This is a genomic window from Pseudomonas sp. MF6776 (genome assembly GCF_016613125.1).
GTDB classification, from domain to species: domain Bacteria; phylum Pseudomonadota; class Gammaproteobacteria; order Pseudomonadales; family Pseudomonadaceae; genus Aquipseudomonas; species Aquipseudomonas iridis.
This window is the reverse complement of record NZ_JAENSQ010000013.1, coordinates 119,155-146,140: the sequence shown is the minus strand read 5'-3', so window position 1 is coordinate 146,140 and position 26,986 is coordinate 119,155. Positions and strand designations below refer to the sequence as shown.

The 26,986-nt window shown below is 60.2% G+C and carries 23 protein-coding genes; 19 read left to right on the top strand and 4 right to left on the bottom strand.

Annotated elements, in window-relative coordinates:
* Positions 1 to 13: 13 nt before the first annotated feature.
* Together JJD74_RS16915 and JJD74_RS16910 are read left to right on the top strand one after the other, a co-directional pair.
* Complete coding sequence (locus JJD74_RS16915) at positions 14 to 2,395, top strand: DUF3772 domain-containing protein (protein ID WP_200615969.1); 2,382 nt, start codon at positions 14 to 16, stop codon at positions 2,393 to 2,395.
* Between the two features lie 236 nt (positions 2,396 to 2,631).
* Positions 2,632 to 4,176 (top strand): class I SAM-dependent methyltransferase, encoded by a 1,545-nt coding sequence (locus tag JJD74_RS16910; protein ID WP_200615965.1) that lies wholly within the window; start codon positions 2,632 to 2,634, stop codon positions 4,174 to 4,176.
* A gap of 118 nt (positions 4,177 to 4,294) precedes the next feature.
* Here JJD74_RS16910 and JJD74_RS16905 read toward each other — a convergent pair whose 3' ends face one another.
* Both JJD74_RS16905 and JJD74_RS16900 read right to left on the bottom strand, forming a co-directional pair.
* Positions 4,295 to 4,582 (bottom strand): hypothetical protein, encoded by a 288-nt coding sequence (locus tag JJD74_RS16905; RefSeq protein ID WP_200615964.1) that lies wholly within the window; start codon positions 4,580 to 4,582, stop codon positions 4,295 to 4,297.
* A 121-nt stretch (positions 4,583 to 4,703) separates the two neighbouring features.
* Positions 4,704 to 5,477: an AraC family transcriptional regulator gene (locus tag JJD74_RS16900; RefSeq protein WP_200615963.1), complete on the bottom strand. Its 774-nt coding sequence runs from the start codon at positions 5,475 to 5,477 to the stop codon at positions 4,704 to 4,706.
* Positions 5,478 to 5,697: 220 nt separating this feature from the next.
* On the opposite strand from JJD74_RS16900, the gene JJD74_RS16895 reads away from it, so the two are divergent.
* The 6 genes from JJD74_RS16895 (at position 5,698) to JJD74_RS16870 (ending at position 12,931) form a co-directional block, all read left to right on the top strand.
* Positions 5,698 to 7,323, top strand: a complete 1,626-nt coding sequence (locus JJD74_RS16895) for an APC family permease (RefSeq protein WP_200615962.1) — start codon at positions 5,698 to 5,700, stop codon at positions 7,321 to 7,323.
* 23 nt (positions 7,324 to 7,346) lie between these two features.
* Positions 7,347 to 8,273 carry a 4-hydroxyproline epimerase gene (locus JJD74_RS16890; protein WP_200615959.1) on the top strand — a complete coding sequence of 309 codons (927 nt, stop codon included), beginning with the start codon at positions 7,347 to 7,349 and terminating at the stop codon, positions 8,271 to 8,273.
* A 55-nt stretch (positions 8,274 to 8,328) separates the two neighbouring features.
* Entirely contained in the window at positions 8,329 to 9,276 is a 948-nt protein-coding gene (locus JJD74_RS16885; RefSeq protein WP_042558840.1) for a dihydrodipicolinate synthase family protein, read from the top strand.
* A gap of 66 nt (positions 9,277 to 9,342) precedes the next feature.
* The gene (locus JJD74_RS16880; RefSeq protein WP_200615956.1) at positions 9,343 to 10,935 is read left to right on the top strand and encodes an aldehyde dehydrogenase (NADP(+)); all 1,593 of its coding nucleotides are present in this window, start codon (positions 9,343 to 9,345) and stop codon (positions 10,933 to 10,935) included.
* The gene (locus JJD74_RS16875) at positions 10,925 to 12,190 is read left to right on the top strand and encodes an NAD(P)/FAD-dependent oxidoreductase (RefSeq protein WP_200615953.1); all 1,266 of its coding nucleotides are present in this window, start codon (positions 10,925 to 10,927) and stop codon (positions 12,188 to 12,190) included. Before JJD74_RS16880 ends, JJD74_RS16875 begins: the two co-directional genes overlap by 11 nt.
* A gap of 381 nt (positions 12,191 to 12,571) precedes the next feature.
* The gene (locus JJD74_RS16870; protein ID WP_200615950.1) at positions 12,572 to 12,931 is read left to right on the top strand and encodes a DUF6124 family protein; all 360 of its coding nucleotides are present in this window, start codon (positions 12,572 to 12,574) and stop codon (positions 12,929 to 12,931) included.
* Between the two features lie 202 nt (positions 12,932 to 13,133).
* On the opposite strand, the gene JJD74_RS16865 is transcribed toward JJD74_RS16870, so the two are convergent.
* The gene (locus JJD74_RS16865; protein WP_042558836.1) at positions 13,134 to 14,063 is read right to left on the bottom strand and encodes a Gfo/Idh/MocA family protein; all 930 of its coding nucleotides are present in this window, start codon (positions 14,061 to 14,063) and stop codon (positions 13,134 to 13,136) included.
* Positions 14,064 to 14,252: 189 nt separating this feature from the next.
* Between JJD74_RS16865 and JJD74_RS16860 the strand changes: the two genes are divergently transcribed.
* The 6 genes from JJD74_RS16860 to JJD74_RS16835 all read left to right on the top strand — a co-directional run bounded on the left by JJD74_RS16860 (position 14,253) and on the right by JJD74_RS16835 (position 19,074).
* Positions 14,253 to 15,302 (top strand): NAD(P)-dependent alcohol dehydrogenase, encoded by a 1,050-nt coding sequence (locus JJD74_RS16860; protein ID WP_200615947.1) that lies wholly within the window; start codon positions 14,253 to 14,255, stop codon positions 15,300 to 15,302.
* Between the two features lie 158 nt (positions 15,303 to 15,460).
* Entirely contained in the window at positions 15,461 to 16,156 is a 696-nt protein-coding gene (locus JJD74_RS16855) for a tRNA (adenine(22)-N(1))-methyltransferase (protein ID WP_234451776.1), read from the top strand.
* A 253-nt stretch (positions 16,157 to 16,409) separates the two neighbouring features.
* Positions 16,410 to 16,625, top strand: coding sequence for a tautomerase family protein (locus tag JJD74_RS16850; protein WP_042558834.1), 216 nt, complete (start codon positions 16,410 to 16,412; stop codon positions 16,623 to 16,625).
* Positions 16,622 to 17,278 carry a DsbA family oxidoreductase gene (locus JJD74_RS16845; protein ID WP_200615943.1) on the top strand — a complete coding sequence of 219 codons (657 nt, stop codon included), beginning with the start codon at positions 16,622 to 16,624 and terminating at the stop codon, positions 17,276 to 17,278. Before JJD74_RS16850 ends, JJD74_RS16845 begins: the two co-directional genes overlap by 4 nt.
* A 49-nt stretch (positions 17,279 to 17,327) precedes the next feature.
* Entirely contained in the window at positions 17,328 to 18,038 is a 711-nt protein-coding gene (locus JJD74_RS16840; RefSeq protein ID WP_042562036.1) for an SDR family NAD(P)-dependent oxidoreductase, read from the top strand.
* Positions 18,039 to 18,150: 112 nt separating this feature from the next.
* Positions 18,151 to 19,074: a LysR family transcriptional regulator gene (locus JJD74_RS16835; RefSeq protein ID WP_047300777.1), complete on the top strand. Its 924-nt coding sequence runs from the start codon at positions 18,151 to 18,153 to the stop codon at positions 19,072 to 19,074.
* Positions 19,075 to 19,087: 13 nt separating this feature from the next.
* On the opposite strand, the gene JJD74_RS16830 is transcribed toward JJD74_RS16835, so the two are convergent.
* Positions 19,088 to 19,672: a TetR/AcrR family transcriptional regulator gene (locus JJD74_RS16830; protein ID WP_200615941.1), complete on the bottom strand. Its 585-nt coding sequence runs from the start codon at positions 19,670 to 19,672 to the stop codon at positions 19,088 to 19,090.
* Between the two features lie 209 nt (positions 19,673 to 19,881).
* Between JJD74_RS16830 and JJD74_RS16825 the strand changes: the two genes are divergently transcribed.
* From JJD74_RS16825 to JJD74_RS16805, 5 genes are all read left to right on the top strand, one after another.
* Positions 19,882 to 20,559 carry a type 1 glutamine amidotransferase domain-containing protein gene (locus tag JJD74_RS16825; protein ID WP_200615939.1) on the top strand — a complete coding sequence of 226 codons (678 nt, stop codon included), beginning with the start codon at positions 19,882 to 19,884 and terminating at the stop codon, positions 20,557 to 20,559.
* A 118-nt stretch (positions 20,560 to 20,677) separates the two neighbouring features.
* Entirely contained in the window at positions 20,678 to 21,802 is a 1,125-nt protein-coding gene (locus JJD74_RS16820) for an alkene reductase (RefSeq protein ID WP_200615936.1), read from the top strand.
* A gap of 103 nt (positions 21,803 to 21,905) precedes the next feature.
* Positions 21,906 to 23,444: a cryptochrome/photolyase family protein gene (locus JJD74_RS16815; protein ID WP_200615934.1), complete on the top strand. Its 1,539-nt coding sequence runs from the start codon at positions 21,906 to 21,908 to the stop codon at positions 23,442 to 23,444.
* Positions 23,445 to 23,618: 174 nt separating this feature from the next.
* Positions 23,619 to 26,534 (top strand): PAS domain-containing hybrid sensor histidine kinase/response regulator, encoded by a 2,916-nt coding sequence (locus tag JJD74_RS16810; RefSeq protein WP_200616025.1) that lies wholly within the window; start codon positions 23,619 to 23,621, stop codon positions 26,532 to 26,534.
* Between the two features lie 115 nt (positions 26,535 to 26,649).
* Complete coding sequence (locus tag JJD74_RS16805) at positions 26,650 to 26,973, top strand: hypothetical protein (RefSeq protein ID WP_200615930.1); 324 nt, start codon at positions 26,650 to 26,652, stop codon at positions 26,971 to 26,973.
* Positions 26,974 to 26,986 lie beyond the last annotated feature (13 nt).

Genomic DNA, 26,986 nt, shown 5'->3' with positions numbered 1-26,986 from the left:
GCCCGTCCTACCCATGCGTAACACGATGAAGTCGTTGCTTCTGGTCGCTTTCATGCTGCTCGTTCCCGGCAGTTTTTCGCTGCGGGCTGCGGATCTGCCGGCGCCTTCCGCGACGGCTGAGGCGCCGTTGCCGGCGATTAATCAAAGTGATCTGCAAGCGCTGCAACAACGTCTCGATGCGCTCAAGCAGCAGATCTCGTCGGCGAACAATTTCAATCAGCTCGAAGGGCCGCAGGATCGGGTTCAGGCTTTTATGCTGGATGTCGATCGGTTGTCGGCGTCGTTGTTGCCGCAGCAGGCACAGTTGGCGGTGCAGTTAGGGGTGTTGGGCGCGGCACCGGATGTCGAGGCGGCGGCGGAGCAGGCAGACATCGTCGCGCAGCGGGCGGCGCTGACGGAGCAGAAAAACAAGATCGATGGCACGCTGAAGAGTCTGGCGGCGCTGAAACAGAGTGCGGCGGATTTGATCACACAGATCGCCGGTATTCGCCGCACGTTGCTTGAGAGCGAATTGACGCTGCGCACACTGAGTGTGCTGAATCCGGATTTCTGGTCGCCGCTGGTCAATCCTTCGGGGAGTGATACCCAGCGTTTCAATTATTTCTCCGACCAGATCCGCAAAACCTGGGCGACGGTATGGGCGCCGGGTGAGTACTTTTTCACGCTGGTGCTGATGCTGATCGCATGGCTGGTGTGGACGCTCGGACGGCGGCTGGCCGAGCGAGGGCTGACGTGGGTGTGCATTCACCGCATGCCGGAGGGGCGCTTGCGGCGCAGTGCGCTGGCGTTTGCATCGGCGCTGGCGACCATCGTCACTACCGCCCTCGCCTTGCATTTGCTGTTCTATGCCCTGACTCGGCAAGCGCCGTTGACGCCAATGCTGACAACGTTCTCCGAAGAGTTCGAGAAAGTCGTCTATGCCTGTGTGCTGATCACAGGTTTGAGCCGCGCGCTGTTGGCGACGGAGCATCCGTCGTGGCGCTTGCCAGCGATTGCCGATGAAGTGGCGCTAGCCCTCAAGCCCTATCCGCGCATCTTGTCCTGCACATTGCTGGTGTTGGTGACGCTGGTGCAGGTCAGCAATGCGACGGCAATGAGCAGTAAGATTGTGCTGGCCGGCCGTGGCGTGGTCGCCATGGTGGTCATGGCGATCATCGTGACGATGCTGTTGCGTGTTGGCAAAGTGCGCAAGGCGTTGGCTGCGACTCATGACCCGCAGACGAGCAGCACCTTCGCCGGAGTGATTTTCACCGTCGCCAGCATTTCAATGGTTGTTTCGACGGTCGCGCTGCTGACCGGTTACGTGTCGCTGGCACGGTTCATCACGTATGAACTGGTGTGGGCGTACATCGTGCTTGCAGGGTTCTACCTGTTGATTCAGGTGGTCAAGGACGGTTGCGAGTTCGCGTTTTCGCCCAGGTATTCAAGCGGCAAGGCGCTTGAGCATCTGTTCGGGATTGGTGATCGGCGGCTGGATCAGATCGCCATCCTGATATCCGGCATCAGCCGCGCCGTGCTGTTGCTGTGCGCGGTGATCACGCTGTTTGTCGGCGGCATCGGCACCACGCTCGGGCAGTTGACAAGCAACATCCTGGCGATCCTCGGCGGCGCCGGGTTACGCAAGCTGAACATTGTCCCCGCTCATCTGCTCAACGCGGTGTTGGCGCTGCTGATCGGCATCTGGTTGATCCGCGCCCTGCGCCGTTGGCTGGACAACGAGTTCCTGCCCAAGACCGACATGGACCCGGGCATGTGCGCGTCGCTGAGCACGCTGTTTTCCAATATCGGTTACGCGTTGGTGATCTTGCTGACACTGTCGTCGCTCGGCGTGCAGTGGACCAACCTGGCGTGGATCGTCAGTGCACTGTCGGTGGGCATCGGTTTCGGTTTGCAGGAGATTGTGAAGAACTTCGTCTCAGGCCTGATTCTGCTCACCGAGCGCCCGGTGAAGGTCGGCGATCTGATCAGCATCAGCGGCGTCGAGGGCGACATCCGCCGGATCAATGTGCGCGCCACGGAAATCCAGCTCAGCGACCGCTCGATCGTGATCGTGCCCAACTCGCAACTGATCTCGCAGAACCTGCGCAACGTCACCCTCGGCGGCAGTGCCCAGGGCGTGGCGTCGCTGGAGTTGATGTTCCCGCTGGATATCGATCCCGAGGAGGTCAAAGAGCTTCTCCTCAGCACCTACGGCGAGAACGAAAACATCCTCGACAAGCCGGCGCCGTTTGTGCGTTTCAGCCATTTGTCGCCGGACGGGATTACGTTGACGGTGACGGGGTATGTCGGCAGCCCGAGGATTGTCGGGGTGACCAAGAGTGATTTGCTGTTCGAGGTGCTCAAGCGGTTGGGCGCGGCAGGGATTGCGTTGGCGAAGCCGGCGTCGAGTGCTTGATCACAGATTCCCGGATGTTTAAAGAATCTGCGCCAGACGCCGATCACTGTAGGAGTGAGCCTGCTCGCGGTGAGGCCATTTAGCGGCTGGGGCCTGCTCCGCAGTCCATCGGGGGATGAATCCTCGCCACAACGCGGACACGAATAGAAATACTCACGCGCATTTTGACCTTGTGGCAGGTAATCACCACCCCTTATAAAACCAGCCTTTCAGTCACGAAATATTAGGACACGAACATGAGCGACACCTGGAACGAAGGGTATTTCACCGACGAAGGCTACACCTACAGCTATAGCCGGGAAATCAATCCTGTCTTCCAGCGTTATTGCTTGTTGCTGCGCGGCTTTGCCAGCCTGGAATCGAGCGAAAGCTATCATTGCGAACTGGGCTTCGGCCAAGGCGTATCGATCAATATCCATGCCGCCGCCAACCCCGGTTCCTATGTGGGTACAGACTTCACACCGTCCCAGGCCGCCTTTGCCAGTACGCTCGCCAGCGACTGGAACAGCGATGCCCGGCTGTATGACGACAGCTTCGCGCAACTGCTGGCCCGCAATGACTTGCCGCAATTCGACAGCATCAGCCTGCATGGCATCTGGACCTGGGTCAGTCGCGACAACCAGCAACTGATCGTCGAGTTTGCCCGTCGCCATCTGAAACCGGGTGGAATGCTGTACGTCAGCTACAACTGCTTCCCCGGCTGGTCGCCCGCAGCGCCACTGCGCAACCTGTTCAGCCTGCATGATCGCTTCACCAAGTCGGCGTCTGCCGGCCCGGATCAGCGTATTGACGCCGCTCTGCAATTCTCTGAAGCGCTGTTGGCCGCTAATCCCAACTACGCCAGCGCAGTGCCGAACCTGGATGCCAAACTTCAGAGCATCAAGGGGCAGAATCGTCAGTACATCGCCCATGAATACTTCAATCGCAGCTGGGATTGCATGTATTTCACTGACGTGGTCGACGCCATGGCTCCCGCCAAACTCGACTACGTCACCACCGCTGTGCCGCTGGACTCGGTCGACCCGCTCAACCTCAGGCCCGAGGGCATGGATTTCCTGGAAGGGATCGAGCATCCGATCATGCGCGAACAAGCGCGTGACTATTTCGTCAATCAAAGTTTCCGACGTGACCTCTACGTGCGCGGCGCCACCCGGCTGTCGACCGCAGAGCAGCGCCAGGCATTGTTCAATACCCGTTTCATCCTGCTGCAAGCGCCAGAGAGCGTGCCTGTCCACGTTCGCGGGCCTGCGGGTGAGGCCTCGCTGCAGACGGAGATTTACGGCCCGGTACTTGAAGCGCTGACCGCCAACAACTATGCACCGAAAACCTTGCGCCAATTGTCAGCCGCCGCGTCCTCGCTGGCATCTGACGATGTGCTGCAGGCGCTCAACGTGCTGATCGGCATGAATGCCGTGGCACCGTGCCAGAGCGAAGCTGCTGAGAAAGGCGTGCAGGCGCGTTGCAACGACCTGAATCTGGAACTGTGCAAACGCTCTCTGCTGAACGACAAGATCCAGGTGTTGGCCAGCCCGGTGACGGGTGGCGGCATCACCGTCAGTCGTTTCGAACAGCTGTTCCTGATAGCGATCAAGCATGGCCAGGAACACCCCGCCGAATGGGCACAACTGGCGTGGGCCATCCTCGGCGAACAAGGCGAAGTCCTCGTCAGGGACGGCCAGCCGCTGGCGACCGCCGAAGAGAACATCGCTGAGCTGACGCTGAGTGCCCAGGTATTTGCCAGTAACAAACTGGTGATTCTCAGAGCGTTGAACATCGTCTGACAGGCACACGCGCGCAAAAGTATCGCTCATGAAAAAACCGGCTGAAGAGGCCGGTTTTTTTGTCACTACAGGCTCGGCTTCATTCGCGGCAACCGCATTAGCTTCTTCGCAGCTCAAATCATTTGCACTTGGCCAACACCACCTGACAAGTATTCGGCGTGCCGCCTGAGCGACCGGCATAGCGAATACAGTTGCTCATGGATTTCTGCCGCGCCATGTTCAGGCTGGAGCCCCAGGCCAGACCGCCCTCGCCGACCGTCGGCATCGCTTTTGCGTAGCAACTGTCGCCTACGCCGGAGGGCGGATAGTGTTTGCGGTTCGAGCAGCCGGCGCTCAGCGTCAGGCTGAAAACGATGAGCGCAGGCAAGAGCCACTGCGAGCATCGGTGCCAAGGTGTTCCGATCATCGCGTTGCTCCTGTCGCATGAGGTTTGTGACTCATTCAGTCTAGCTGCACTGAACGCGCCCCACTGTAGGAGCTGCCGAAGACTGCAATCAAAATCTAAAGATCGCAGCCTTCGGCAGCTCCTACAGGGAGGTCGTGGCCTGGCGATACTGGCGCGGGGTGAAACCGGTCGAAGCCTTGAACTGGCGGGTGAAGGCGCTGTGATCGGTGTAGCCACATTGCAGTGCAACCTCGGTGATCGGCAGGCCGGTGTGCAACAGCCGATGCGCATGTTCCAGCCGTACTTTCTGGATCATCTGTCGTGGCGTCAGGTGGAATACCCGTTTGCAGTAGCGCTCCAGTTGCGCCACTGAAATGCCCGCAATGCGAGTGAGTTCGCCCAGCGTGACGCGCCGATTGAAGTGCTTGCGGATGTGCTCGTCGACTGCGGCAAGTCGCTGGAATGCCGGATGCGTTTCACTGGCCGACTGCAAATCGACCGAGATTCCGGCCAGCCCGATGATCGCGCCATCACCGCTGTACAACGGGTGTTTATGGGTCAGGCACCAACCCGGTTCGCGGCTGCCGTACAGATGCAGCTCGAGCTGATCCTCCAGCACGAAGCCCTCCTCCAGCACTTTGCGATCCTGTTCCGTGTAGCCCGGCCCCAGTTGCGCCGGGAAGACCTGCGCGCTGGTTTTCCCCAGCATTGGCCGCAGATCCTTCAAGCCACAACGCTGCACCAGCGTGCGGTTGGCCAGCACGTACCGGGCCTTTACATCCTTTATGAAAATCGCCGCATTGGGAATCAGGTCGAGCATCGGCAACAGCGGCGCCGCGCCGGCCAGGAGCGCTTCCAGCGTTTGCGGGCGATTGCCTTGACCGTCCTGGCACAGGATTGAAAGCGCGTTGTACATCGAAGGTTTCTCCCTGTTCGCAGGTCGGCCATGGGGCAGTCGCCTGCAGATTGCAGCAACGTCTGCGCCGTGTCGAGTGACGCCGTGCATCCGCGCAACTGTGCCGATTTCGTCATCGATCGCGCCGCAAAACATCAATCGCACCAATGCCGATGAGTTCAAAGTCTGCCCGTCCCAGTGACACAACTGCCTATCCAATAACTCACAAGAAGGCAACGCCATGTCTGGTCAAGGCAAGTTCAAAAAACAGCTATCACTGATTGATCTCACGTTTATCGGCCTCGGTGCGATTTTCGGCTCGGGCTGGTTGTTCGCGGCCAGTCATGTGTCCGCCATCGCCGGGCCGGCGGGAATTTTTTCCTGGCTGCTGGGCGGCTTCGCCGTGTTGCTGCTGGGCATCGTCTATTGCGAACTCGGCGCCGCACTGCCTCGCGCCGGGGGCGTGGTGCGTTATCCGGTTTACTCCCACGGGCCGCTGCTCGGTTACCTGATGGGCTTCATCACCCTGATCGCGTTTTCCAGTCTGGTGGCAATCGAAGTGGTTGCCTCGCGCCAATACGCGGCGGCGTGGTTTCCCGGCCTGACCAAAAGCGGCAGCAGTGACCCGACCTTGCTCGGCTGGCTGGTGCAGTTTGGCCTGCTCTGCCTGTTCTTCGTGCTCAACTATCGCAGCGTGAAGACATTCGCCAAGGCCAATAATCTGGTGAGCGTTTTCAAGTTCATCGTGCCGCTGCTGGTGATCGGCGTGCTGTTCACTTTCTTCAAACCGGAGAACTTTCAGGTACAAGGTTTTGCACCTTTCGGCCTGTCGGGTGTGGAGATGGCGGTCTCGGCAGGCGGGATTATCTTTGCCTATCTGGGGCTGACTCCGATCATCTCGGTGGCCAGTGAAGTGAAGAATCCACAGCGCACGATTCCCATCGCACTGATCCTTTCGGTGTTGCTGTCGACCCTGATTTACGTACTGCTGCAAATGGCCTTCCTGGGCAGTATCCCGACAGAAATGCTGGCCAACGGCTGGGCCGGTGTCAGCAAGGAATTTGCCCTGCCGTACCGCGACATCGCACTGGCACTGGGCGTGGGCTGGTTGGCCTACCTGGTGGTCGCCGACGCGGTGATCTCGCCGAGCGGCTGCGGCAACATCTACATGAACGCGACGCCACGGGTAATCTACGGCTGGGCGCAGACCGGCACATTTTTCAAGGTCTTCACCCACATCGATGAAAAGTCCGGTATTCCGCGCCCGGCGCTGTGGCTGACGTTTGCGCTGTCGGTGTTCTGGACCCTGCCGTTCCCGTCGTGGGAAGCGTTGATCAACGTGGTCTCCGCCGCATTGGTGTTGAGCTACGCCGTGGCGCCGGTAACGGTGGCGGCGCTGCGCCGCAATGCACCGGACATGCCACGACCGTTCCGGGTCAAGTACATGGGCGTGCTCGGGCCGGTGTCGTTCATCATTGCTGCGCTGATCGTCTACTGGTCGGGCTGGAACACCGTTTCGTGGCTGCTTGGCCTGCAAATCCTGATGTTTGTCGTGTATCTGCTGTGCGGCCGCTTCGTGCCAACCGCGCACCTGAGCCTGGCCCGCCAGGTCCGTTCTTCTGCGTGGTTGATCGCCTTTTACGCAGTCACCATCGTGCTATCGAAGCTCGGCACCTTCGGCGGCCTGGGCATTCTCGCCCACCCTTTCGACACAATCGTCGTGGCCGCGTGTGCCACCGGTATTTATTACTGGGGCGCCGCCACGGGCGTGCCGGCACACCTGCTGCGTCTTGAAGAAGACGATGAAGAAAGCGAAGCCGCCTCCCCCGCTACCACCGTGAACGCGCGCCCTGCCGGCGCCTACTGAACTCAGCCAACGGGACACCTCTCATGAAACGAGTACACGTCATCGATTCCCACACGGGTGGTGAGCCCACGCGTCTGGTGATGAACGGCTTCCCCGAATTGCCCGGCAGCACCATGGCGCAAAAGCGCGATGCCCTGCGCAATCAGCATGATCAGTGGCGCCGCGCCTGCCTGCTGGAACCGCGCGGCAACGATGTGCTGGTCGGTGCGCTGTATTGCGCGCCGGTGTCGGCGGACGCCACCTGCGGCGTGATCTTCTTCAACAACGCCGGTTATCTCGGCATGTGCGGCCACGGCACCATTGGCCTGATCAACTCGTTGCAGTACCTGGGGCAGATCACTGCGGGCGTCCACAAGATCGACACACCCGTCGGTCCGGTCAGCGCAACGTTGCATGAAGACGGCATGGTCACGTTGGGCAACGTGCCGTCTTACCGCTACCGCAAACAGGTGCCGGTGGACGTGCCCGGTTTCGGCCGCGTGTCTGGCGATATCGCCTATGGCGGCAACTGGTTTTTCCTGGTGTCCGAGCACGGTCAACACCTGTCGATGGACAACGTCGAGCACCTCACCGCCTACACCTGGGCGATGCTCAAGGCCCTCGAAGATCAGGGCATTTATGGTGAAGACGGTGCCGTGATCGACCACATCGAACTGTTCGCCGATGACCCCGACGCCGACAGCCGCAACTTCGTCATGTGCCCCGGCAAAGCCTATGACCGCTCCCCTTGCGGCACCGGCACCAGCGCCAAACTCGCGTGCCTGGCCGCCGACGACAAATTGCAGCCCGGCGAGCGCTGGGTGCAGGCGAGCATCACCGGCAGCCAGTTCGAAGGCCGCTTTGAATGGCAAGGCGAACGCATTCGCCCGTACATCACCGGCCGCGCCTACATGACCGCTGACAGCACACTGTTGATCGACGAAACAGACCCGTTCGCGTGGGGCATCTGAGCCACCGCGCAGACTTTTCAAACCCATCCGAATGATGTGCCAAGGAGTTAAAACAATGAGCGACAACATCTTCACCGGTTGCATGCCGGCCCTGATGACCCCGTGCACCGCCCAGCGCAAACCGGATTTCGACGCACTGGTGGCCAAGGGTCGCGAGCTGATCGATATCGGCATGAGCGCTGTCGTTTACTGCGGATCCATGGGCGACTGGCCGCTGCTGACCGAAGCCGAGCGCCAGGAAGGCGTGGCGCGGCTGGTGGCAGCGGGCATCCCGACGATTGTCGGCACCGGCGCGGTGAATACCCGAGAGGCCGTTGCCCATGCAGCCCACGCGGCAAAAGTCGGCGCGCAGGGCTTGATGGTGATTCCACGCGTGCTGTCCCGAGGCGCTTCGGCCGCCGCGCAAAAGGCTCACTTCGCCGCAATTCTGCAAGCCGCGCCGAACTTGCCGGCGGTGATCTACAACAGCCCCTACTACGGCTTTGCCACCCGCGCCGAGCTGTTCTTCGAACTGCGCCGCGAGTACCCGAACCTGATCGGCTTCAAGGAATTCGGTGGCGGCGCCGACTTGCGTTACGCCGCCGAGAACATCACCTCCAAGGATGACGACGTGACCCTTATGGTCGGCGTCGACACCCAGGTGGTGCATGGCTTCGTCAACTGCAACGCCACCGGCGCGATCACTGGCATCGGCAATGCTTTGCCCCGCGAAGTGCTGCAACTGGTGGCCCTGAGCAAGCAAGCGGCGAAGGGTGATGCCAAGGCGCGGCGTCAGGCGCGGGAGCTGGAATCGGCACTGGCAGTGCTGTCGTCGTTCGACGAGGGCTGCGATCTGGTGCTGTATTACAAACACCTGATGGTGCTCAACGGCGACAAGGAATACACCCTGCATTTCAACGAAACCGATGCGTTGAGCGACTCCCAGCGCCGCTATGCCGAAAACCAGTACGCGCTGTTCCGCCACTGGTACGAAAACTGGTCGGCGGAGCAGAACTTCGCCTGACCCCAGGCTTTGTTTTCTTGCCCGCCGGGTTTGCGGCGGGCGCTTTTTTCTCATCAGGAAGACACCATGACTCTGACGGGCAACATGCTGATCGGGCAGCAACGTATTGCGGGCAATCGTGAAGCCATTCGCGGGATCGACCCGGCCACCCATACCGTGCTGGAACCTGCCTATGCCGGTGGATCGGCCGCGCATGTCGAACAGGCCTGTGCCTTGGCATGGGCGGCGCTGGACAGCTATCGCGAAACAACGCTGGATGCCCGCAGCGAATTTCTTGAAGCCATTGCCCATGAGGTCGAAGCCCTTGGCGATGAACTGATCGACCGCGCCGCCGCAGAAACCGGTCTGCCCCGTGCGCGTCTGCTCGGCGAACGCGGGCGTACTTGTCAGCAACTGCGTCTGTTTGCGCGCACGGTGCGCAACGGTGAATGGCTGGACGTGCGCGTCGATACCGCACAACCGCAGCGTCAGCCGCTGCCGCGTTCGGATTTGCGGCAACGTCAGGTACCGCTGGGCCCGGTGGCAGTGTTTGGCGCGAGCAATTTTCCGCTGGCGTTCTCCGTCGCCGGGGGCGACACGGCGTCGGCACTGGCCGCCGGTTGTCCAGTAATCGTCAAGGCGCACAGTGCGCATCCGGGCACCAGTGAGCTGATCGGCCATGCGCTGGCGCGGGCGGTAAAAGCCTGTGGTCTGCCGCCGGGCTCGTTCTCGTTGCTGTACGGTTCCGGGCGCGAAGTGGGCATTGCGCTGGTCACCGATCCACGCATCAAAGCCGTGGGTTTTACCGGTTCGCGCAGCGGTGGTCTGGCGCTGGTTCAAGCGGCGCAGGCAAGGCCGGTGCCGATTCCGGTGTATGCGGAAATGAGCTCGATCAATCCGGTATTGCTGTTTCCGGCGGCGTTGCACAATCGCGCGCAAGCGCTCGCTGAAGGGTTCGTTGCTTCGCTGACGCTAGGGGCCGGGCAATTCTGTACCAATCCCGGGCTGGTGATTGCGCGTAAGGGCCCGGCGCTGGACAGCTTTATCGCGGCCGCTGCCGAACGGTTACGACACAGCCCGGCGCAAACCATGCTGACGCCCGGGATCTTCAATGCCTATGAGGCTGGCGTGACTGCGTTGCTTGAAAACCCGCGCGCGCAACTGTGCGCTGAGGGTCAGATGAGCACAGGGCCAAATCAGTGTCAGGCCCGGCTGTTCACCACTCAAGCCGGGGATTTTCTCGCCGATCACAGCCTGCAGGCCGAAGTGTTTGGCGCCGCGTCGCTGATTGTGCAATGCAGCGATGACGATGAAATTCTTCAAGTAATCGAACGCCTGGAAGGCCAACTCACCGCCTCGTTGCACCTTGACGACGAAGACCTTGAGCAGGCCCGCGCATTGTTGTCGACACTGGAGCGCAAGGCCGGTCGCTTGCTGGTCAATGGCTGGCCTACCGGCGTCGAGGTGTGTGAGGCGATGGTTCACGGCGGACCGTTTCCGGCCACGTCCGACTCGCGCACCACGTCGGTCGGCACCGCAGCGATCCACCGGTTCCTGCGCCCGGTCTGTTATCAGGACTTCCCCGACAGCTTGCTGCCCGGCGCGCTGAAACAGGCAAATCCGCTGCGGTTACGGCGCTTGCTCGACGGGCAAAGGGAAGCGCAGAACAATGCCCAATAACGCCTCGCACGATATCGCCGTGGTCGGCGCCGGCATCATCGGCGTTGCCTGCGCATTGCGTCTGGCTCGCCAGGGTTTGCGAGTTGTCGTCATCGACCAACAGGAACCGGGCCACGGCGCATCGTTCGGCAATGCCGGGCACCTGGCGACCGAACAAGTGTTTCCGATTGCCGATCTATCGATATTCAAGCGTCTGCCGGCCATGTTGATGGACCCGATGGGGCCGTTGCGCCTGGACTGGAAATACATGCCCCGCGCCCTGCCCTGGTTCACACGGCTGTTATTGAATCTGCGTTCGGAACCCTTTCAGAAAACCGTCGCCGGACTGCGGGCGCTCAACGAAGGCAGCCTCGAAGCCTGGCATCGCTTGCTCAGCGACATCGAGCGTCCCGACCTGCTGAAAGTCGACGGTTCATTGCTGGTATTCGAACGTGCGGAATCACTTCAGGCAATCGAAGCGCTTCAGGCACGCTTGCATCAGCAGCAGGTCCCCGTCGATTTCTGGCAGGCAGATGCGATTCGCGACAGCGCACCGCAACTCAGCGAGCGGATTCGGGGTGGTTTGTTCTTTCCCCGCACCGGGCATTTCATCGATCCTTATCGCGTGGTTTGCGAGTTGGTCAGCGCAGCCAAGGCCAGCGGCGTGCGTTTTGTGAAGCAGCAGGTTCAGGGCGGATATGTTCAGGAGCACGGTGTTTCACTGATCACCGGAAACGGTGGTTTGACCGCGAGCCGCGTCCTGATCGCATGCGGCGCGCACTCGGCCAAACTCACGGCCGCGTTGACCGGTAAAACCGTGCCGCTGGACACCGAACGCGGCTATCACTTGATGCTGCCCCAGGAACACGGCCGACTGCCCTTCCCCGTCACCTCCATGGAACGCAAGTTCATCATGACGCCGATGTCCGAGGGACTGCGGCTGGCCGGTACCGTTGAGTTCGCAGGGCTTGAACAGCCGCCGAAGATGGAACGCGCGTGGCAGTTGCATCGGTTGAGCAAGGGGTTGTTCCGCAACGATCTGAGTGCTGAAGCGGCGACACCGTGGATGGGGTTCAGGCCGTCATTGCCGGATTCACTGCCAGTGATTGATCAGGTGTGCGGTGGCAAGGTGCTGCTCGCGTTTGGGCATCAACATCTGGGACTGACGCAGGCGGCGGTCACCGCAGACATGATCGTGCAGATGGCGGGTACGGCAACCACAAACCCGCCCAAAGACCTGCCAGGCAGCGAGGCGTATCGACTGGCGCGCTTCTGACCTGGCGTCAAATGCGCTGAAGCGCGTCGCCTTGGTGCAGTGATCTTCGCTTTTAAACCAAGGTGTTTAAATGACACCTGAGGACACGGATCCGAGGCTACGCATCCTTGCGCAATTGCCTACAGCTAAGCCAGAATCCGCCGGCTTGTACGCCTTGAGGGCGGGTTCTATTGTGGTGCGGTCGCTGACGAATCAGTGATCGGGTTTAGCAGCTCGCCAATTTTCAAGGCACGTAAGTCCCGCCATTTCCCTATGGCGGCTTTGCGTGGGGCACTTCGGTGCGCCGGGATCCTTGAGCCTGGTCTGCTAACCCGCGCACAGCCGCCACCCTCTTCGTTTAGCAGCGAAGGCTGACGGCTCCATTTCTCAAGGAGCTTCACCATGATAAAACCAACACCAAACCCGCCCGAAACCGACCCCACCTCCCCCTACGAATCCCTCGATTCAAAAAAACTGAACGAAGCTGCCGACCGCGCCCTCGATCACTACCTCTGCCCGCCCGGCTCCACCCCTGCGCCACGCAAAACCCGCAGGATGTACGCCGTTAACGCGGATTTCAAAAACGAGGAACTGTTGGTCGATGCCTGCGAAACGCTCGCCTCGGCGAGAACCATCGCCAATGATTTCGCTGCTTTGGTGCCGGCATCGCAGCGTCGGACGCTGGTGGGGATTACGCAGTTGATCATGCTCGGGGAGCTGGCGGTGAATCGGGTGCTGGATAATCTGGAGTTGCCGGGCTGACAATCGCGGTCAATATCCGCAGCGTTATCCGGGGCCAATTCTGGCCCCTTCGCGAGCAGGCTCGCTCCCACAGTTGACCGCGTTCCAATGTGGGAGCGAGCCTGCTCGCGAAGGCTGACGAATAAGCAACGCAGTGTCATCAGGCAAAAAAACCGCCGTCCCGATCAACCAGGACGGCGGTTTTTTTGTGACCACATTGGGATTATGCGTCGTAGAACGGGGCGACTGAGACGCGACTGCCGACGAAGAAACTATCCGCTACCAGCCGCAGTGGCTGAAGGTCGAGGTCGCTGGCCTTGTCACCAATCAACTGCTGAAAGTGCCGATAGACCGCCGCATATTCACCCTCCTGCGAAACGGTCTGGCGCACACCGTCGATACTCAACAACGCGCCGCCGTTGTCCAGTCGCAACACCCCTTCGGCGCAACGGATCTCGATGCTCCAGAGTTCGTCGTGGCCGTGGTCGAAGTCGAACTCGGCACGCACATCGAGGTGGCGTGCGTCTGACATTTTGATCGACGCGGCAATCGGTGACTGGCAGTTCTCTGGAACGCGCAGTTCGGCGGACTCGACAAACAACGGCAGCGCCAGCAAGTGCGTAACGATCGACAAGGCATTGATGCCCGGATCGAAGACGCCGAGACCGCCCGGCTGCCAGATCCAGGTCTGGCCGGGGTGCCATTTGCGCACGTCTTCCTTCCAGTCGATCTGCACGCTTTGCAGGGTGCGCGTGGCAAGCCAGTCGCGGGCGGCGGCAATGCCGGGGGCGTAGCGCGAATGCCAGGCGAACAACGCACTGACGCCTTGCTGCCCGGCCAGGCTGACCAAGGCCATGGCCTCGCCTAATGTGGCGCACGGCGGCTTTTCCACCAGCACATGTTTGCCGGCAGCCAGCGCCTCTTGCACCAGAGCAAAGCGCCCTTGCGGTGGTGTGCAGAACGCGATCGCATCAACCTGCGGGCCGTTGGCGAGCAGTTCGCTCAGGGACTGAAAGTTCTCAACGCCGGCGCAAGGCTTGCCCTGTGTGGCGACAGACACCAACTGGAATGCGGGATTGGCGTTGATCGCCGGGACGTGTTGATCCTGGGCAATCTTGCCGTAGCCCACCAGACCGAGACGGATCGGTTGCATCAATGACTCCTGTTTTTGTCTTGTTTTAGTCAGCGAGCCGGCAGATTACCCGCAATCACCGCGTTCGTCTGTCGGTGCAACGTCACAACGACGCACAGGATCAGGCAAGCATTGCACAGGATTGCACTACTTCACGGCAGCGCAGAACAGCAAAAATGGACGTCCGAAAAATTCATTGAGGACGTTCCCATGCTTGTACAAGCCTACGGTGCCCACGCTGGCGACAAACCCCTTGAGCCCCTGCAAATCAACCGCCGTGCACCCGCGGCCCATGACATCCAGATTGATATCGCCTTTTGTGGCATCTGCCATTCGGATTTGCATCAGGTGCGCGCCGAGTGGGCAGGCACACAATTCCCTTGCGTGCCGGGCCACGAAATTGTCGGTCGGGTTTCGGCGATCGGCGCGCATGTTGCGGATTTCAAGGTCGGTGATCTGGTCGGTGTCGGCTGCATCGTCGACAGCTGCAAACACTGCGACGACTGTGAAACCGGTCTGGAAAACTACTGCGACGGCATGATCGGCACCTACAACTTCCCGACGCCGGACGCACCGGGCTGGACGCAGGGCGGCTACTCGCAAAACATCGTCGTGCATGAACGCTATGTGCTGCGTATTCGTCATCCCGAAGCGCAACTCGCGGCCGTCGCGCCGTTGCTGTGTGCGGGGATCACCACCTACTCGCCACTGCGTCACTGGAACGCCGGCCCGGGCAAGAAAGTCGGTGTGGTCGGCATCGGTGGCCTCGGTCACATGGGCATCAAACTGGCCCACGCGATGGGCGCGCATGTTGTCGCGTTCACCACCTCTGAATCGAAACGCGAAGCGGCGAAGCAGCTGGGTGCCGATGAGGTCGTGGTATCGCGTAACCCCGAAGAGATGGCGGCGCACGCGAAGAGCTTTGACTTCATCCTCAACACGGTTGCCGCGCCCCATGATCTCGATGCTTTCCTGGTGCTGCTCAAGCGTGACGGTGCGTTAACGCTGGTCGGCGCGCCCGCCTCGCCGCATCCATCGCCCAACGTGTTCAACCTGATCATGAAGCGCCGCACAATTGCCGGTTCGATGATCGGCGGCATCCCCGAAACCCAGGAGATGCTGGACTTCTGTGCCGAGCACGGGATTGTTTCCGACATCGAACTGATCCGCGCGGACCAGATCAACGAATCCTACGAGCGCATGCTCAAGGGTGACGTGAAATATCGCTTCGTGATCGACAACGCGACGTTGGCCGGTTAGTGGTTTGACCCGATGGCGGCGCTGGCAAAACCGGCGCTGCCAGCGGATCGCAACGCGGCCCTTATCACCGGGATTTGACAGGCAACGCATAGCTCGACAAAGTCGCACCCCTTTTGCGGCCACCAGTGCCGCAAGTCAGTGTTGAACAGGGGTTGTCGTTGAACGAACACACATTGTCCATGCGCCTGGAGCGCGTGGCGGCGCACGTGCCCGTCGGCGCGCGACTGGCCGATATCGGCTCGGATCACGGCTATCTGCCGGTGGCGCTGATGCGCCGTGGCGTGATTGCAGCGGCAGTGGCTGGCGAAGTGGCGTTGACGCCGTTCCGCTCGGCTGAACGCACGGTGCGCGAAAACGATCTTGAACAGCACATCACCGTGCGTCATGCCAGCGGCCTGGCGGCAATCGAGCCTGGCGACGCAATCACCGCGATCAGCATCTGCGGCATGGGCGGCGAGACGATCCGCGACATTCTTGACAGCGGCAAAGCGCAGCTGAGCGGCGCCGAACGCCTGATCCTGCAACCCAACGGCGGCGAGCAACCCCTGCGCCAATGGCTGATGGATAACGGCTACTGCATCCTCTGTGAAGAACTGCTGTGGGAGAACCGCTTCTACTACGAAATCATCGTCGCCGAGCGTGCAGATTCCGTCGCCTATACGGGTCCGGAATTGTACTTCGGGCCACTGCAAATGCAGGCGCGCAGCCCGGCGTTTCTGAGCAAGTGGCAGCGCATCCTTCGCGAGAAACAAAAGACGCTTGGCCAGTTCGCCCGAGCGCGGCAGGCGTTGCCCGAAGCGAAAGTGCGAGAGATCACGCAACAAGCGCAATGGATCACCGATTTATTGGCTTGAGCGGCGTACGCCTGATCGTAATGACCGCTTCGCTTCAATCCTCGGCGCATATCCGTTGCGACCCAGGCTCCTGAACAACTCCCCCGCCAGCACCCTCTGTGGAAGGATCCCGCAGGGTTCGCCCCTTTCGATTTGATACACCACATCACAAATGAAGTACCTCAAGGCGTATTTATCAATCGCGCGCCACTTCTTAAAGTTCACTCCAACAGCAGCCCATCATCCCGACAGGCTGGCTAGTGGAGTTACTCCAATGCCTTTCATCAGCGTACGCATCACCCGTGACGGCGTCACTCGCGAGCAAAAAGCCCAGGTGATCAAAGAGATCACCGAAACGATGGAGCGAGTACTCAACAAGGACCCAAAACTCACGCACATCGTGATTGAAGAAGTCGACACGGATAACTGGGGTTACGCCGGTATAACGACCACCGAGTACCGCCAGCAGCTAGCGGACGAGCAGTCATGAGCCGCACGGTAAAAATCGACTTTGTCTCGGATGTGGTCTGCCCATGGTGCGCCTTGGGCGCTACGGCACTAGAGCAAGCGATTGCGAATCTGGCCGGTGAGATCGATGTTGAACTGACTTACAAACCGTTCGAGCTGAACCCGGATATGCCGGCCGCAGGTGAGCACGCCGTCGAGCACATGATGCGCAAATATGGCCGTAGCGCTCAGCAAGTGGCGGAACGAAACGCGATGATCATTCAACGCGGCAAAGACATCGGCTTTAGCTTCGACCTGGAAAAACGCAGCCACTTCTTCAACACGTTCAATGCACATCGCCTGTTGTTCTGGGCACACATGGAAGGCCGGCAACGTGAACTGAAGCAAGCCCTGTTACGTGCTTACTTCACCGATGGCAAGAACCCGGATGACGCGCAGACGCTGGTGAATCTGGCGGGCGAAGTCGGCCTCGACACCGGGCGTGCGCAAGAAGTGTTGGCGAACGGCGAGTTCAGTCAGGAGGTCCGCGAGCTTCAGCAGTTTTATCAGGCGCGAGGCATCAACTCGGTCCCGGCGATGGTGCTCAATGATCGAGAACTGATGTCCGGATCGCACTCGGTCGCCGAATACCAGCAAGCGTTACGGCAGGCGGCACGAGAGACAGCTCACGCCTGATTTGCAGATTTTTCTACTCAATCTCTATCGATTCAATGAGGAATTCATCATGAGCACTTCCAATAAAGTCGTAGTGGTCACCGGCGCCTCGCAAGGCATTGGCGCGGGCCTGGTCAAGGGTTTTCGCGATCGCGGGTATCAGGTTGTCGCGACGTCTCGCTCCGTCAAACCGTCGTCAGACCCGGATATTCTGACCGTCGCAGGCGACATCGCTGATCCGCAAACCGCCGAGCGGGTGATCCGTGAAGCCGTTGCACGCTTTGGTCGCATCGACACGCTGGTCAACAACGCGGGCATCTTCGTCGCCAAACCGTTCACCGATTACAGCAAAGAAGATTACGCCCAGGTCGTGGCGACCAACATGAGCGGCTTCTTCTACATCACCCAACTGGCCATTGCCGAGATGGAAAAAAACCGTAGCGGCCACGTCGTCAGCGTAACCACCAGCCTGGTCGACCACGCGATTGACGGCGTGCCTTCGGTGCTGGCTTCGCTGACCAAGGGTGGCATCAACGCGGCAACCAAATCGCTGGCCATCGAGTACGCCAAACGCGGCATTCGGGTCAACGCGGTTTCGCCGGGCATCATCAAGACGCCAATGCACGGCGTGGAAACCCACGAAGCGCTGGGCAATCTCCACCCGGTTGGCCACATGGGCGAGATTGATGACATCGTGCAAGCGATCCTCTATCTGGATAACGCGAACTTTGTCACGGGCGAGATCCTGCACGTCGACGGTGGCCAGAGCGCGGGTCATTGATCCAGCCGCTGTCCTTGCCACAACAAACGGCACCGTGGGCCTATACCGGCGGTGCCGTTTGTTGTGGTAAATACCGGGATGAAATATCCGTTGAGCCTCGGTGTAATCGATTATGAAGCGCCACTTTGAAGACTTGCAGTTGGGCAGTATCGAACTCTTTTGCCTCGCCGCCGAAGCGGGCAGCTTCACTGCGGCTGCGCAGCTCGCCGGAGTGACTCCGGCAGCGGTGAGCCGGTCGATTCTCCGTCTGGAACAACGGCTCGGTGCTCGGCTCTTTGCGCGAACCACGCGCAGCATTCGCTTGACCGAGGCCGGTAGCAACTTCTTCGTCCAGTGCAACCAGGCGCTGACCCAACTGGTTGAAGCTCAGCAAGAGGTCATGGGCGCACAGACAAGTGCGTCAGGAAGATTGCGCATCAGCCTGCCGACCACATACGGGCATCACCGCATCCTGCCGCTGCTGCCAAAATTTCGTGCGCTGTACCCCGACGTCACCGTCGATATCCACTTGGGTAATCGCAACATCGACTTCGTCGCGGAGGGCTACGACTTGGCAATCCGCGTCCGCGCCCAACCGGACTCAACGATGATTGCGCGCCTTTTAGAGGACGCCAAACTGGTGGTGGTCGCCTCGCCCGAGTATCTGCACAAGGCCGGTACGCCGCAGACGCTGGAGGATCTGGTGGAACACGAGTGCATCCAGTTCGAACTGCCCAGCAGCGGGCGGCGGATTTCATGGCTGTTTCAGGAAAATGGCAGCGATCGAGAGATTATTTCGGACGGCGGTTATTCCTGCTCCGACGATGTGCTCGGTGGCGTGACCCTGGCCAAGCACGGTGCCGGGGTGTTCCAGACCTACAAATTCATTGTCGAGCAGGAATTGGCGGACGGCCGACTCGTCGAAGTCCTGCAGCCCTATAAAGGTCGTTCCCGGCCTTACACCTTGCTGTATCCGCACGGCCGCTACGTGCCGCAACACGTGCGGGCCTTCGTTGATTTTCTGCTGCAATATCGGGATCAATGGGCGGCGCTTTAGCCGACCGTCGAACTCAAACGCTGAGCAGTTGCCGGGTGGTCGCCATCGACGTGTTCAGCGACTGCCCGGTGCGCTGCAACTTGTTCAGAAGACTGGCGCCCAACCACATCTGGTACAGGGTTTCCGCCAATTGGCGAGCATCGGCGTCAGGAAGGCTGTTTTCAGCCTGGCCCTGCTCGATGCACAGGGTAATGCGCGACACCACTTGTTCGGCGCCATCACGCAAGGTGAGGCGCATCGACTCGGACAGGTCGGCGACTTCGGCGCTGAGTTTCACCACCAGACACTCATCGCCATGCCCTTCGAGCGTGCAGCGGTTCTGCCAGCCCAGCCAGTAATCCATCAACCGCTCATAAGCCGTAAGGCCCGGCAAAGTCAGGCGCCGCTCCATGTCGGCGAGATAACCGACAAAGTAATCCTCGAGCAAGGCCTGGCCGTAGAGCTCTTTGGATTTGAAATAGTGATAGAACGAGCCCTTGGGCACGCCAGCGGTTTGCAGGATTTCATTAAGGCCGACACTGGTGAAGCCCTTCTCGGCCATCATCCGGTGGCCGGTATCGAGCAAGTGTTGGCGGGTGTCGTCGTAGGTCGGTTTCATGGGGCGCAAATTACCAGACAATAGACCAGTCGTATATTTCCAGGGAACGGGAGTTTGCCATATCTGTCAGTGAAAAACCTGCGTAGAAAAAACTACTAGACGACTGGTCTAATTGGAATCTATGCTGCGCTCCGACAACTCATCTCCCGGTGTCGGCGTTTCGCAAATCCGTTGCGCAGCGACGCCACCTGATCAACCAAGGGTGCTTTATGAAAATCTTGATGGTTCTGACTTCGCACGATCAACTTGGCGACACCGGCAAGAAAACCGGCTTCTGGCTCGAAGAGTTCGCTGCTCCTTACTACGCCTTCAAGGACGCCGGTGCTGAAGTCACGCTGGTGTCCCCGGCCGGTGGCCAGCCACCTCTGGATCCGAAAAGCGACGAGCCAGACGCACAGACCGCCGAGACCGATCGCTTTCGCAATGATCCGGCCGCCCAACAGGCACTGGCCAATACCGGGCGTCTGGCGGATGTTCGGGCGGATGATTTCGATGCGGTGTTCTACCCAGGTGGCCACGGCCCGTTGTGGGATCTGGCCGAAGATAAACAGTCGATCGCTTTGATCGAAGCCTTCGACCGCAGCAACAAGCCGCACGGTTTCGTTTGCCACGCACCGGGCGTACTGCGCCACGTTTTGAATGCCGAGGGCAAACCGCTGATCCAGCATCGCCAGGTCACCGGTTTCACTAACGCCGAAGAGGCCGCGGTCGGTTTGACTGATGTCGTGCCGTTCCTGATCGAAGACGAGTTCCAGCGTCTTGGCGGTTACTACTCCAAAGTCGCCGACTGGCAAGTGCATGTGGTGGCCGACGGGCAATTGGTCACTGGCCAGAACCCTGCCAGCTCCGCAGCGGTCGCCGAAAAACTGCTGAAGGTGCTCGGCTGATTTCTCACGCCAAGCCCTCGCGGGACAAACTACCCGAACGCCGTGCGCGTCATGCACGGCGTTTTTTACGCTCACTCAATAGTTGACTGGTCTAATAAACCAGTAAAAAAGGTCATTCATGAACAACAGCAGTTTCTTCAATCCCACCCAATTGGGCCTGCACACCCTGAAAAACCGCATCGTCCTGCCGCCTCTCACCCGCCAGCGCAGTACCCAACCGGGCAACATCGCCAATGAATTGATGGCCGAGTACTACCAGCAGCGCGCCGGCGCGGGTTTGCTGGTGACCGAAGGCACGCAGATCGAGCCGCGGGGCCAGGGTTATGCCTGGACGCCGGGCATTCACACCCCCGAGCAAATCGCCGGATGGCGCAAAGTCACCGATGCCGTGCATGCCGTCGACGGGGTGATTTTCGCCCAGCTCTGGCACGTGGGCCGTGTGTCGCACAGCGCGTTGCAACCTGGCGGTGCGGCGCCGGTATCGGCTTCCGCCGTGGCGACCGACCGCGTCAGTGTGTTCATCGAAACCGCGCCAGGCAAAGGCGAGTTGGTGCCGCCGTCCGCACCGCGCGCGTTGAGCACTGATGAAGTTCAGGAGCTGATCCAGCTCTATATCCAGGCAGCACGCAACGCGATGGAGGCCGGTTTCGACGGCATCGAACTGCACTGCGCCAATGGCTATCTGGTCAATCAGTTCATCTCCGCCCACAGCAATCTGCGCACCGATCAATACGGTGGTTCGCTGCACAATCGCCTGCGTTTTCTGCGCGAAGTGGTGGCGGGCGTCGCCGAGTGCATTGGCAAGGAGAAGGTCGGCGTGCGCTTCGCACCGCTGTTCACTACCACCGATGAGGCGCGCACGTACCTGGGCCTGGTCGAGGAAGATCCGCACACCACCTATATAGAAGCGATCAAGGTGCTGGAGGACGTCGGCATTGCTTATCTGTCCATCGCCGAAGCCGATTGGGACGACGCGCCAGCGATGCCGCAAACCTTCCGCCAAGCGGTGCGCGATACCTTCAGCGGCGCGATCATCTATGCCGGGCGCTACAACGCCGAATCCGGTGCGCAGTTGCTCGACTCCGGTCTCGCCGATTTGGTCGCTTTCGGTCGGCCGTTCATGGCCAATCCGGATCTGCCTGCGCGAATCGCCAACGGCTGGCCGCTGAATGCGCCGAACCCGGCCACGGTGTATGGCGGCAGCGCTGAAGGTTATATCGATTACCCGGTGTATCCCGGCTAGCAAAAAAACCTATACAAAACCAACTTTCCGTACAACTATCTGAGTAAGGACTTTCCCACCACTGGCTACCTCTATTGCCTCTCATCAGGCTGATTGCGTTCGAATGAAGACTGTTAACCGCTTGTGCCTGGTCCTCGGTGACCAGTTATCTTTCGATCTCGCCTCGTTGCAAGGGCTTGATCGCGAACGCGACACCGTCCTTTTGGTCGAGGTGATGGAGGAAGCCAGCCATGTTCCTCACCATCCGCAAAAAATTGTTCTGGTGTTCAGCGCCATGCGTCATTTTGCTCAGGCGTTGCAGGAGCAAGGCTTTCAGGTGCAGTACGTCAGGCTCGACGATCCGCAAAACACCGGCGCTGTGCCGAGTGAGTTGCAGCGCTGGCATGCGCTTCTAAAGCCGGACGAGTTGCACCTGACCGAATGCGGCGACTGGCGTTTGGAGCATTCGCTGCGCGATTGTGGTTTGCCCATCCATTGGCACAGTGACAGCCGTTTTCTATGCACCCGCGCCGAGTTCGCCGATTGGGCGGCCGGTAAAAAGCAGCTGCGCATGGAGTACTTCTACCGCGAGATGCGCCGCAAAAGCAGGCTGTTGCTCAATGGCGACGGCACTCCGGTGGGTGGCGCGTGGAATTTTGACGCCGACAACCGCAAGTCGCTGCCCAAAGGCGTGAAGCCGCCCTACCCGCTCAACTTCAGCGCGGACCCTGTCACTCAGCAAGTCCTCGCTTTGGTGCGCGAGCGTTTCGCCAGTCACTACGGCGCTGTGGACGACTTCAACTACCCGGTGACCCACGCCGACGCCCAAGCGCTTTGGCAATACTTTCTGGATTTCGGCCTGGCCGGTTTTGGTGATTATCAGGACGCCATGGCCAGCGACGAGCCGTTTCTGTTCCATGCGCGCATCAGTGCCGCGCTCAACATCGGCTTGCTCGATCTGCGGCAACTGTGCAACGACGTCGAGTCGGCCTATTGGGCGGGCAGCGTCGCCCTGAACGCCGCCGAAGGCTTCATTCGGCAACTGATCGGCTGGCGTGAATATGTGCGCGGGGTCTACTGGCTGAAAATGCCTGACTACGCCGAAGGCAATTCATTCGGTAACACCAGGCCATTGCCGGAGTTCTACTGGACCGGCGAAACACAGATGAACTGCATGCGCCAGGCCATCGGGCAAAGTCTCAAACATGCCTATGCACACCACATCCAGCGGCTCATGGTCACGGGCAATTTCGCCTTGCTGGCCGGCATCGCGCCGAGCGAGATCTGCGAGTGGTATCTGGCCATTTACATGGACGCGTTCGACTGGGTCGAGTTGCCCAACACCCTGGGCATGGTCATGCACGCCGATGGCGGATACCTGGGCTCCAAGCCCTACTGCGCCAGCGGCCAGTACATCAAGCGAATGTCCGATTACTGTCGCGATTGCGCCTACAAGGTAAGTGAAAGCACCACCGACAATGCCTGCCCGTTCAATTCGTTGTACTGGCATTTTCTGATGCGCCACGGCAACCTGCTGCGCAGCAATCAGCGCATGGGCATGCTCTACAAAAACCTCGACCGCATGCCTGAAGCCAAACAGCAGGCCCTTTGGCAACGCGGGCAAATGCTGCTCGACACGCTGGATAACGGGCAGTCGTTGTAGATCCGCAAGCGCCGCCCTTCAAGGCTGCAACTTATGTAGGTCGCGCCGTGTCAATGGGTGACCCGTAGTGTTCGTTTGCAGCACGCTGAACGAGCCCGGACCACAATAATCAATCAGGCGTAAGTGGTGAAAATCCTGAAACATCTTACCCGCGAAGCGCTTGAGTCAGAGGTCATGCGCCTGCGCCAGGCGCTGGAAACCAGCGCAGGACAAACACTCGTCAACGGCGCACAGCACGATATCGCCGCACAACTGGCCGCCAGCCGTGCGGCGCTCGCCGCCAGTGAAGCGCGCCAGCGTGCGATCTTCGAGTGCGCGATCGATTTCGCCATGGTCGCCACCGATCCGCGAGGCAACATTACCGAATGGAACGCCGGCGCCGTCAATGTCATGGGCTGGAACGCCGAGGAAATACTCGGCCAAAGCGCCGCGATTTTTTTCACGCCGACGGATCGCGCTTCGGGTCGCGTTGAAATGGAAATGCAGCGCGCTCTGCTTGAAGGGCGCGCCTCCGATGAGCGCTGGCACCTGCGCAAGGACGGCCAATTGTTCTGGGCGTCGGGCGAACTGATGCCGCTCTATGCTGACGATCAATCCCATTTGGGCTTCGTGAAAATCCTTCGTGACCGCACTCAGGAGCATCTCGCTGGCCGTGCACTTTTCGAATCGCAAGAGCGCTATCGCCTGGCGCTCAAGGCCACACGCGATGCGGTCTGGGACTGGGATTTACAGACCCGGCAGATTGTCTGGAACGAAGCCCTGCAACAGGCTTATGGATTCCCGTGTGCGGCCATCGACTCGACGAGTGAATGGCGCTTTGCCCAGATCCATCCGCAGGATCGCGAACGCGTCGAGGAATCGATACGCTCGGCCATCGACGGCAGCGGATCGACCTGGAGCGCCGAGTACCGCTTCCGCTGCCAGGACGGTTCCTACGCCGAAGTGCTCGACCGCGGCCACTTGATCCGCGACGCCGACGGCCGCGCCGAACGCATCATCGGCGCGATGCTTGATCTGACGCGCTCGCGCAGTGCCGAAACGGCGCTGCGCCTGAGCGAAGAACGCTTCAGCACCATTCTGGAAACCATCGAAGCTGCATTCGCCATCGTCAAGGTCAAATTCGACGCCGACGATCGTCCGGTGGATTACTACTTCGTCGAGGCTAATCCGGCGTTCGAACGTCAATGCGGGGTCAATCTGCGGGGTAAATGGGTGACCGAGTTTGCACCCAACCTGGAAAAGTTCTGGTTCGAGACCTACGGGCACGTGGCCAAGACTGGCGAACCGGCGAACTTCGAAAGTTACGCCAACACCTTTGAGCGATGGTTCGACGTACGTGCCGTACGAGTCGGCGATCCGGCCGACCGGCAAATCGCGATCCTATTTAATGACGTTACCGAACGACGCGACGCCGAAGAGCGCCTGCGCGTCAGCGAAGCACTCGCGCGTGAAAACGTCGAGCGTGTACAACTCGCCCTCGCCGCCGGCGCCATTATCGGCACATGGCACTGGGACCTGCCGACCGATAGCTTTACCGTGGATGAAGCCTTCGCCAAGGTGTTCAATCTCGACCCGGCTCTGGGCCGCACCGGTCTGAGCCTGGAACAAGTGGTGACGACCGTTCACTCCGACGACCGGGACGGACTCATCGGTGCGATCAACGAAGCGATTGCCCGCGGCGGCGCCTATTCCCATCAGTATCGGGTGCGCGACGCCGATGGCAAATACAACTGGCTCGAGGCCAACGGGCGCGTCGAGTGCGCCGACGACGGTACGGCGCTGCGCTTCCCCGGCGTGCTGATCGATGTGGAAGAGCGACGCAGTGTCGAGGCCGAGCGCGATCGGGCCAACGCGGCACTGCGCGCGCTCAACGACACCCTGGAACAACGTGTAATCGCGCGCACTGCCGATCTCATGCAAGCCGAGGAAAAGCTGCGGCAATCTCAGAAAATGGAAGCCGTCGGGCAACTGACCGGCGGCCTCGCCCATGACTTCAACAATCTGCTGGCCGGCATTTCCGCCGCCCTGGAACTGATGCAAAAACGCATCTCTCAGGGCCGCTTCAAGGACGTCGACAAGTATTTGGCCACCGCCCAGGGCGCGACCAAACGTGCGGCGGCGCTCACCCATCGATTGCTGGCGTTCTCCCGACGCCAGACTCTCGATCCGCGGCCAACGGACGTCAACACGCTGATTGTCGGGATGACCGAGTTGATCCAGCGCACCGTCGGCCCGAGCATTCGCCTGAAGACGTTAGTGGCACCCGATCTGTGGCCGGCGCTGGTCGATGCCAGCCAGTTGGAAAACGCTCTGCTGAATCTGTGCATCAACGCCCGCGATGCCATGCCGGATGGCGGCAGCATCACGGTGGAAACCGCCAATCGCGCCGTGGCCGTCGAGTCGGTTCGCACGCTGGACATTCCCGAGGGCGAGTACCTTTGCCTCTGCGTCACCGACACCGGCACCGGCATGAGCACTGAAGTTATCGCCAAGGCCTTCGACCCGTTTTTCACCACCAAACCGCTCGGTCAGGGCACAGGTCTGGGGCTGTCGATGATCTACGGCTTCACCAAACAATCCGGTGGCCATGTGCGTGTGCATTCAAAAGTCGGCCAAGGCACCACGATGTGCATCTACCTGCCACGCTATCGCGGCGAAGCCAAACAAAATCACGACGCCACCCGCAGCACGGCAACACCGCTGGTAAAAGCAGGCGAGACCATCCTTATCGTCGACGACGAACCCACGGTGCGCATGCTGCTCAAAGACGTGCTCAGCGAACTCGGCTATACCGTGCTGGATGCGGCTGACAGCATCGAAGGCCTTGAGACGTTGCGCTCCAACGCGCAGATCGACCTGCTCATCACCGATGTCGGCTTGCCGGGCGGCATGAACGGCCGGCAAATGGCCGACGCGGGCCGGGAAATCCGCCCGAAACTCAAAACCCTGTTCATCACCGGCTACGCCGAAAACGCCGTCATCGGCAGCGCTCAACTCGGGCCGGGCATGCAAGTGCTGACCAAGCCTTTTGCGGTCGATACCCTGGTGTCGCGAGTCAGTGATTTGCTGTACGAAGCGAAAATGCCGTAACCCTCAACCGACCCGTGCAGGCGCTGCGGCATAGGCTTTGATTCTGCCGTTGAGCGCCCCGTGATCTCGGCTATCAACATGCCAGAAGCGCCTGCATCTTCAGAGGGGTTAGCAGATGTATCCAACCACGCCTGACGGCCGTTATTTCGTGGTCAAAGAACAGCTTTGGCGATGCAGTAACCCGTCTTTGGACCCGCAACAACGCCAGCATCTGGTCGACGACTTGATGACTGCGCGACGCGAAGTAAAAGCGGCGAAGTCGCTGGGTGACCCGCAAAAATTGAAAGCAGCGAGGGCGCATGTGCAAGCCGCCAAAGTGGCACTGGGCGAACGTGGCCCGGTCTGGTGGGAGGACGGCAGTGCGGATTACAACCGATACAAAGTGAACAACACGCCGTATGCCGAGTGGTATCAAACGCTGAAGCCGCAAAGCGATTAAAGCGTTCGGCACC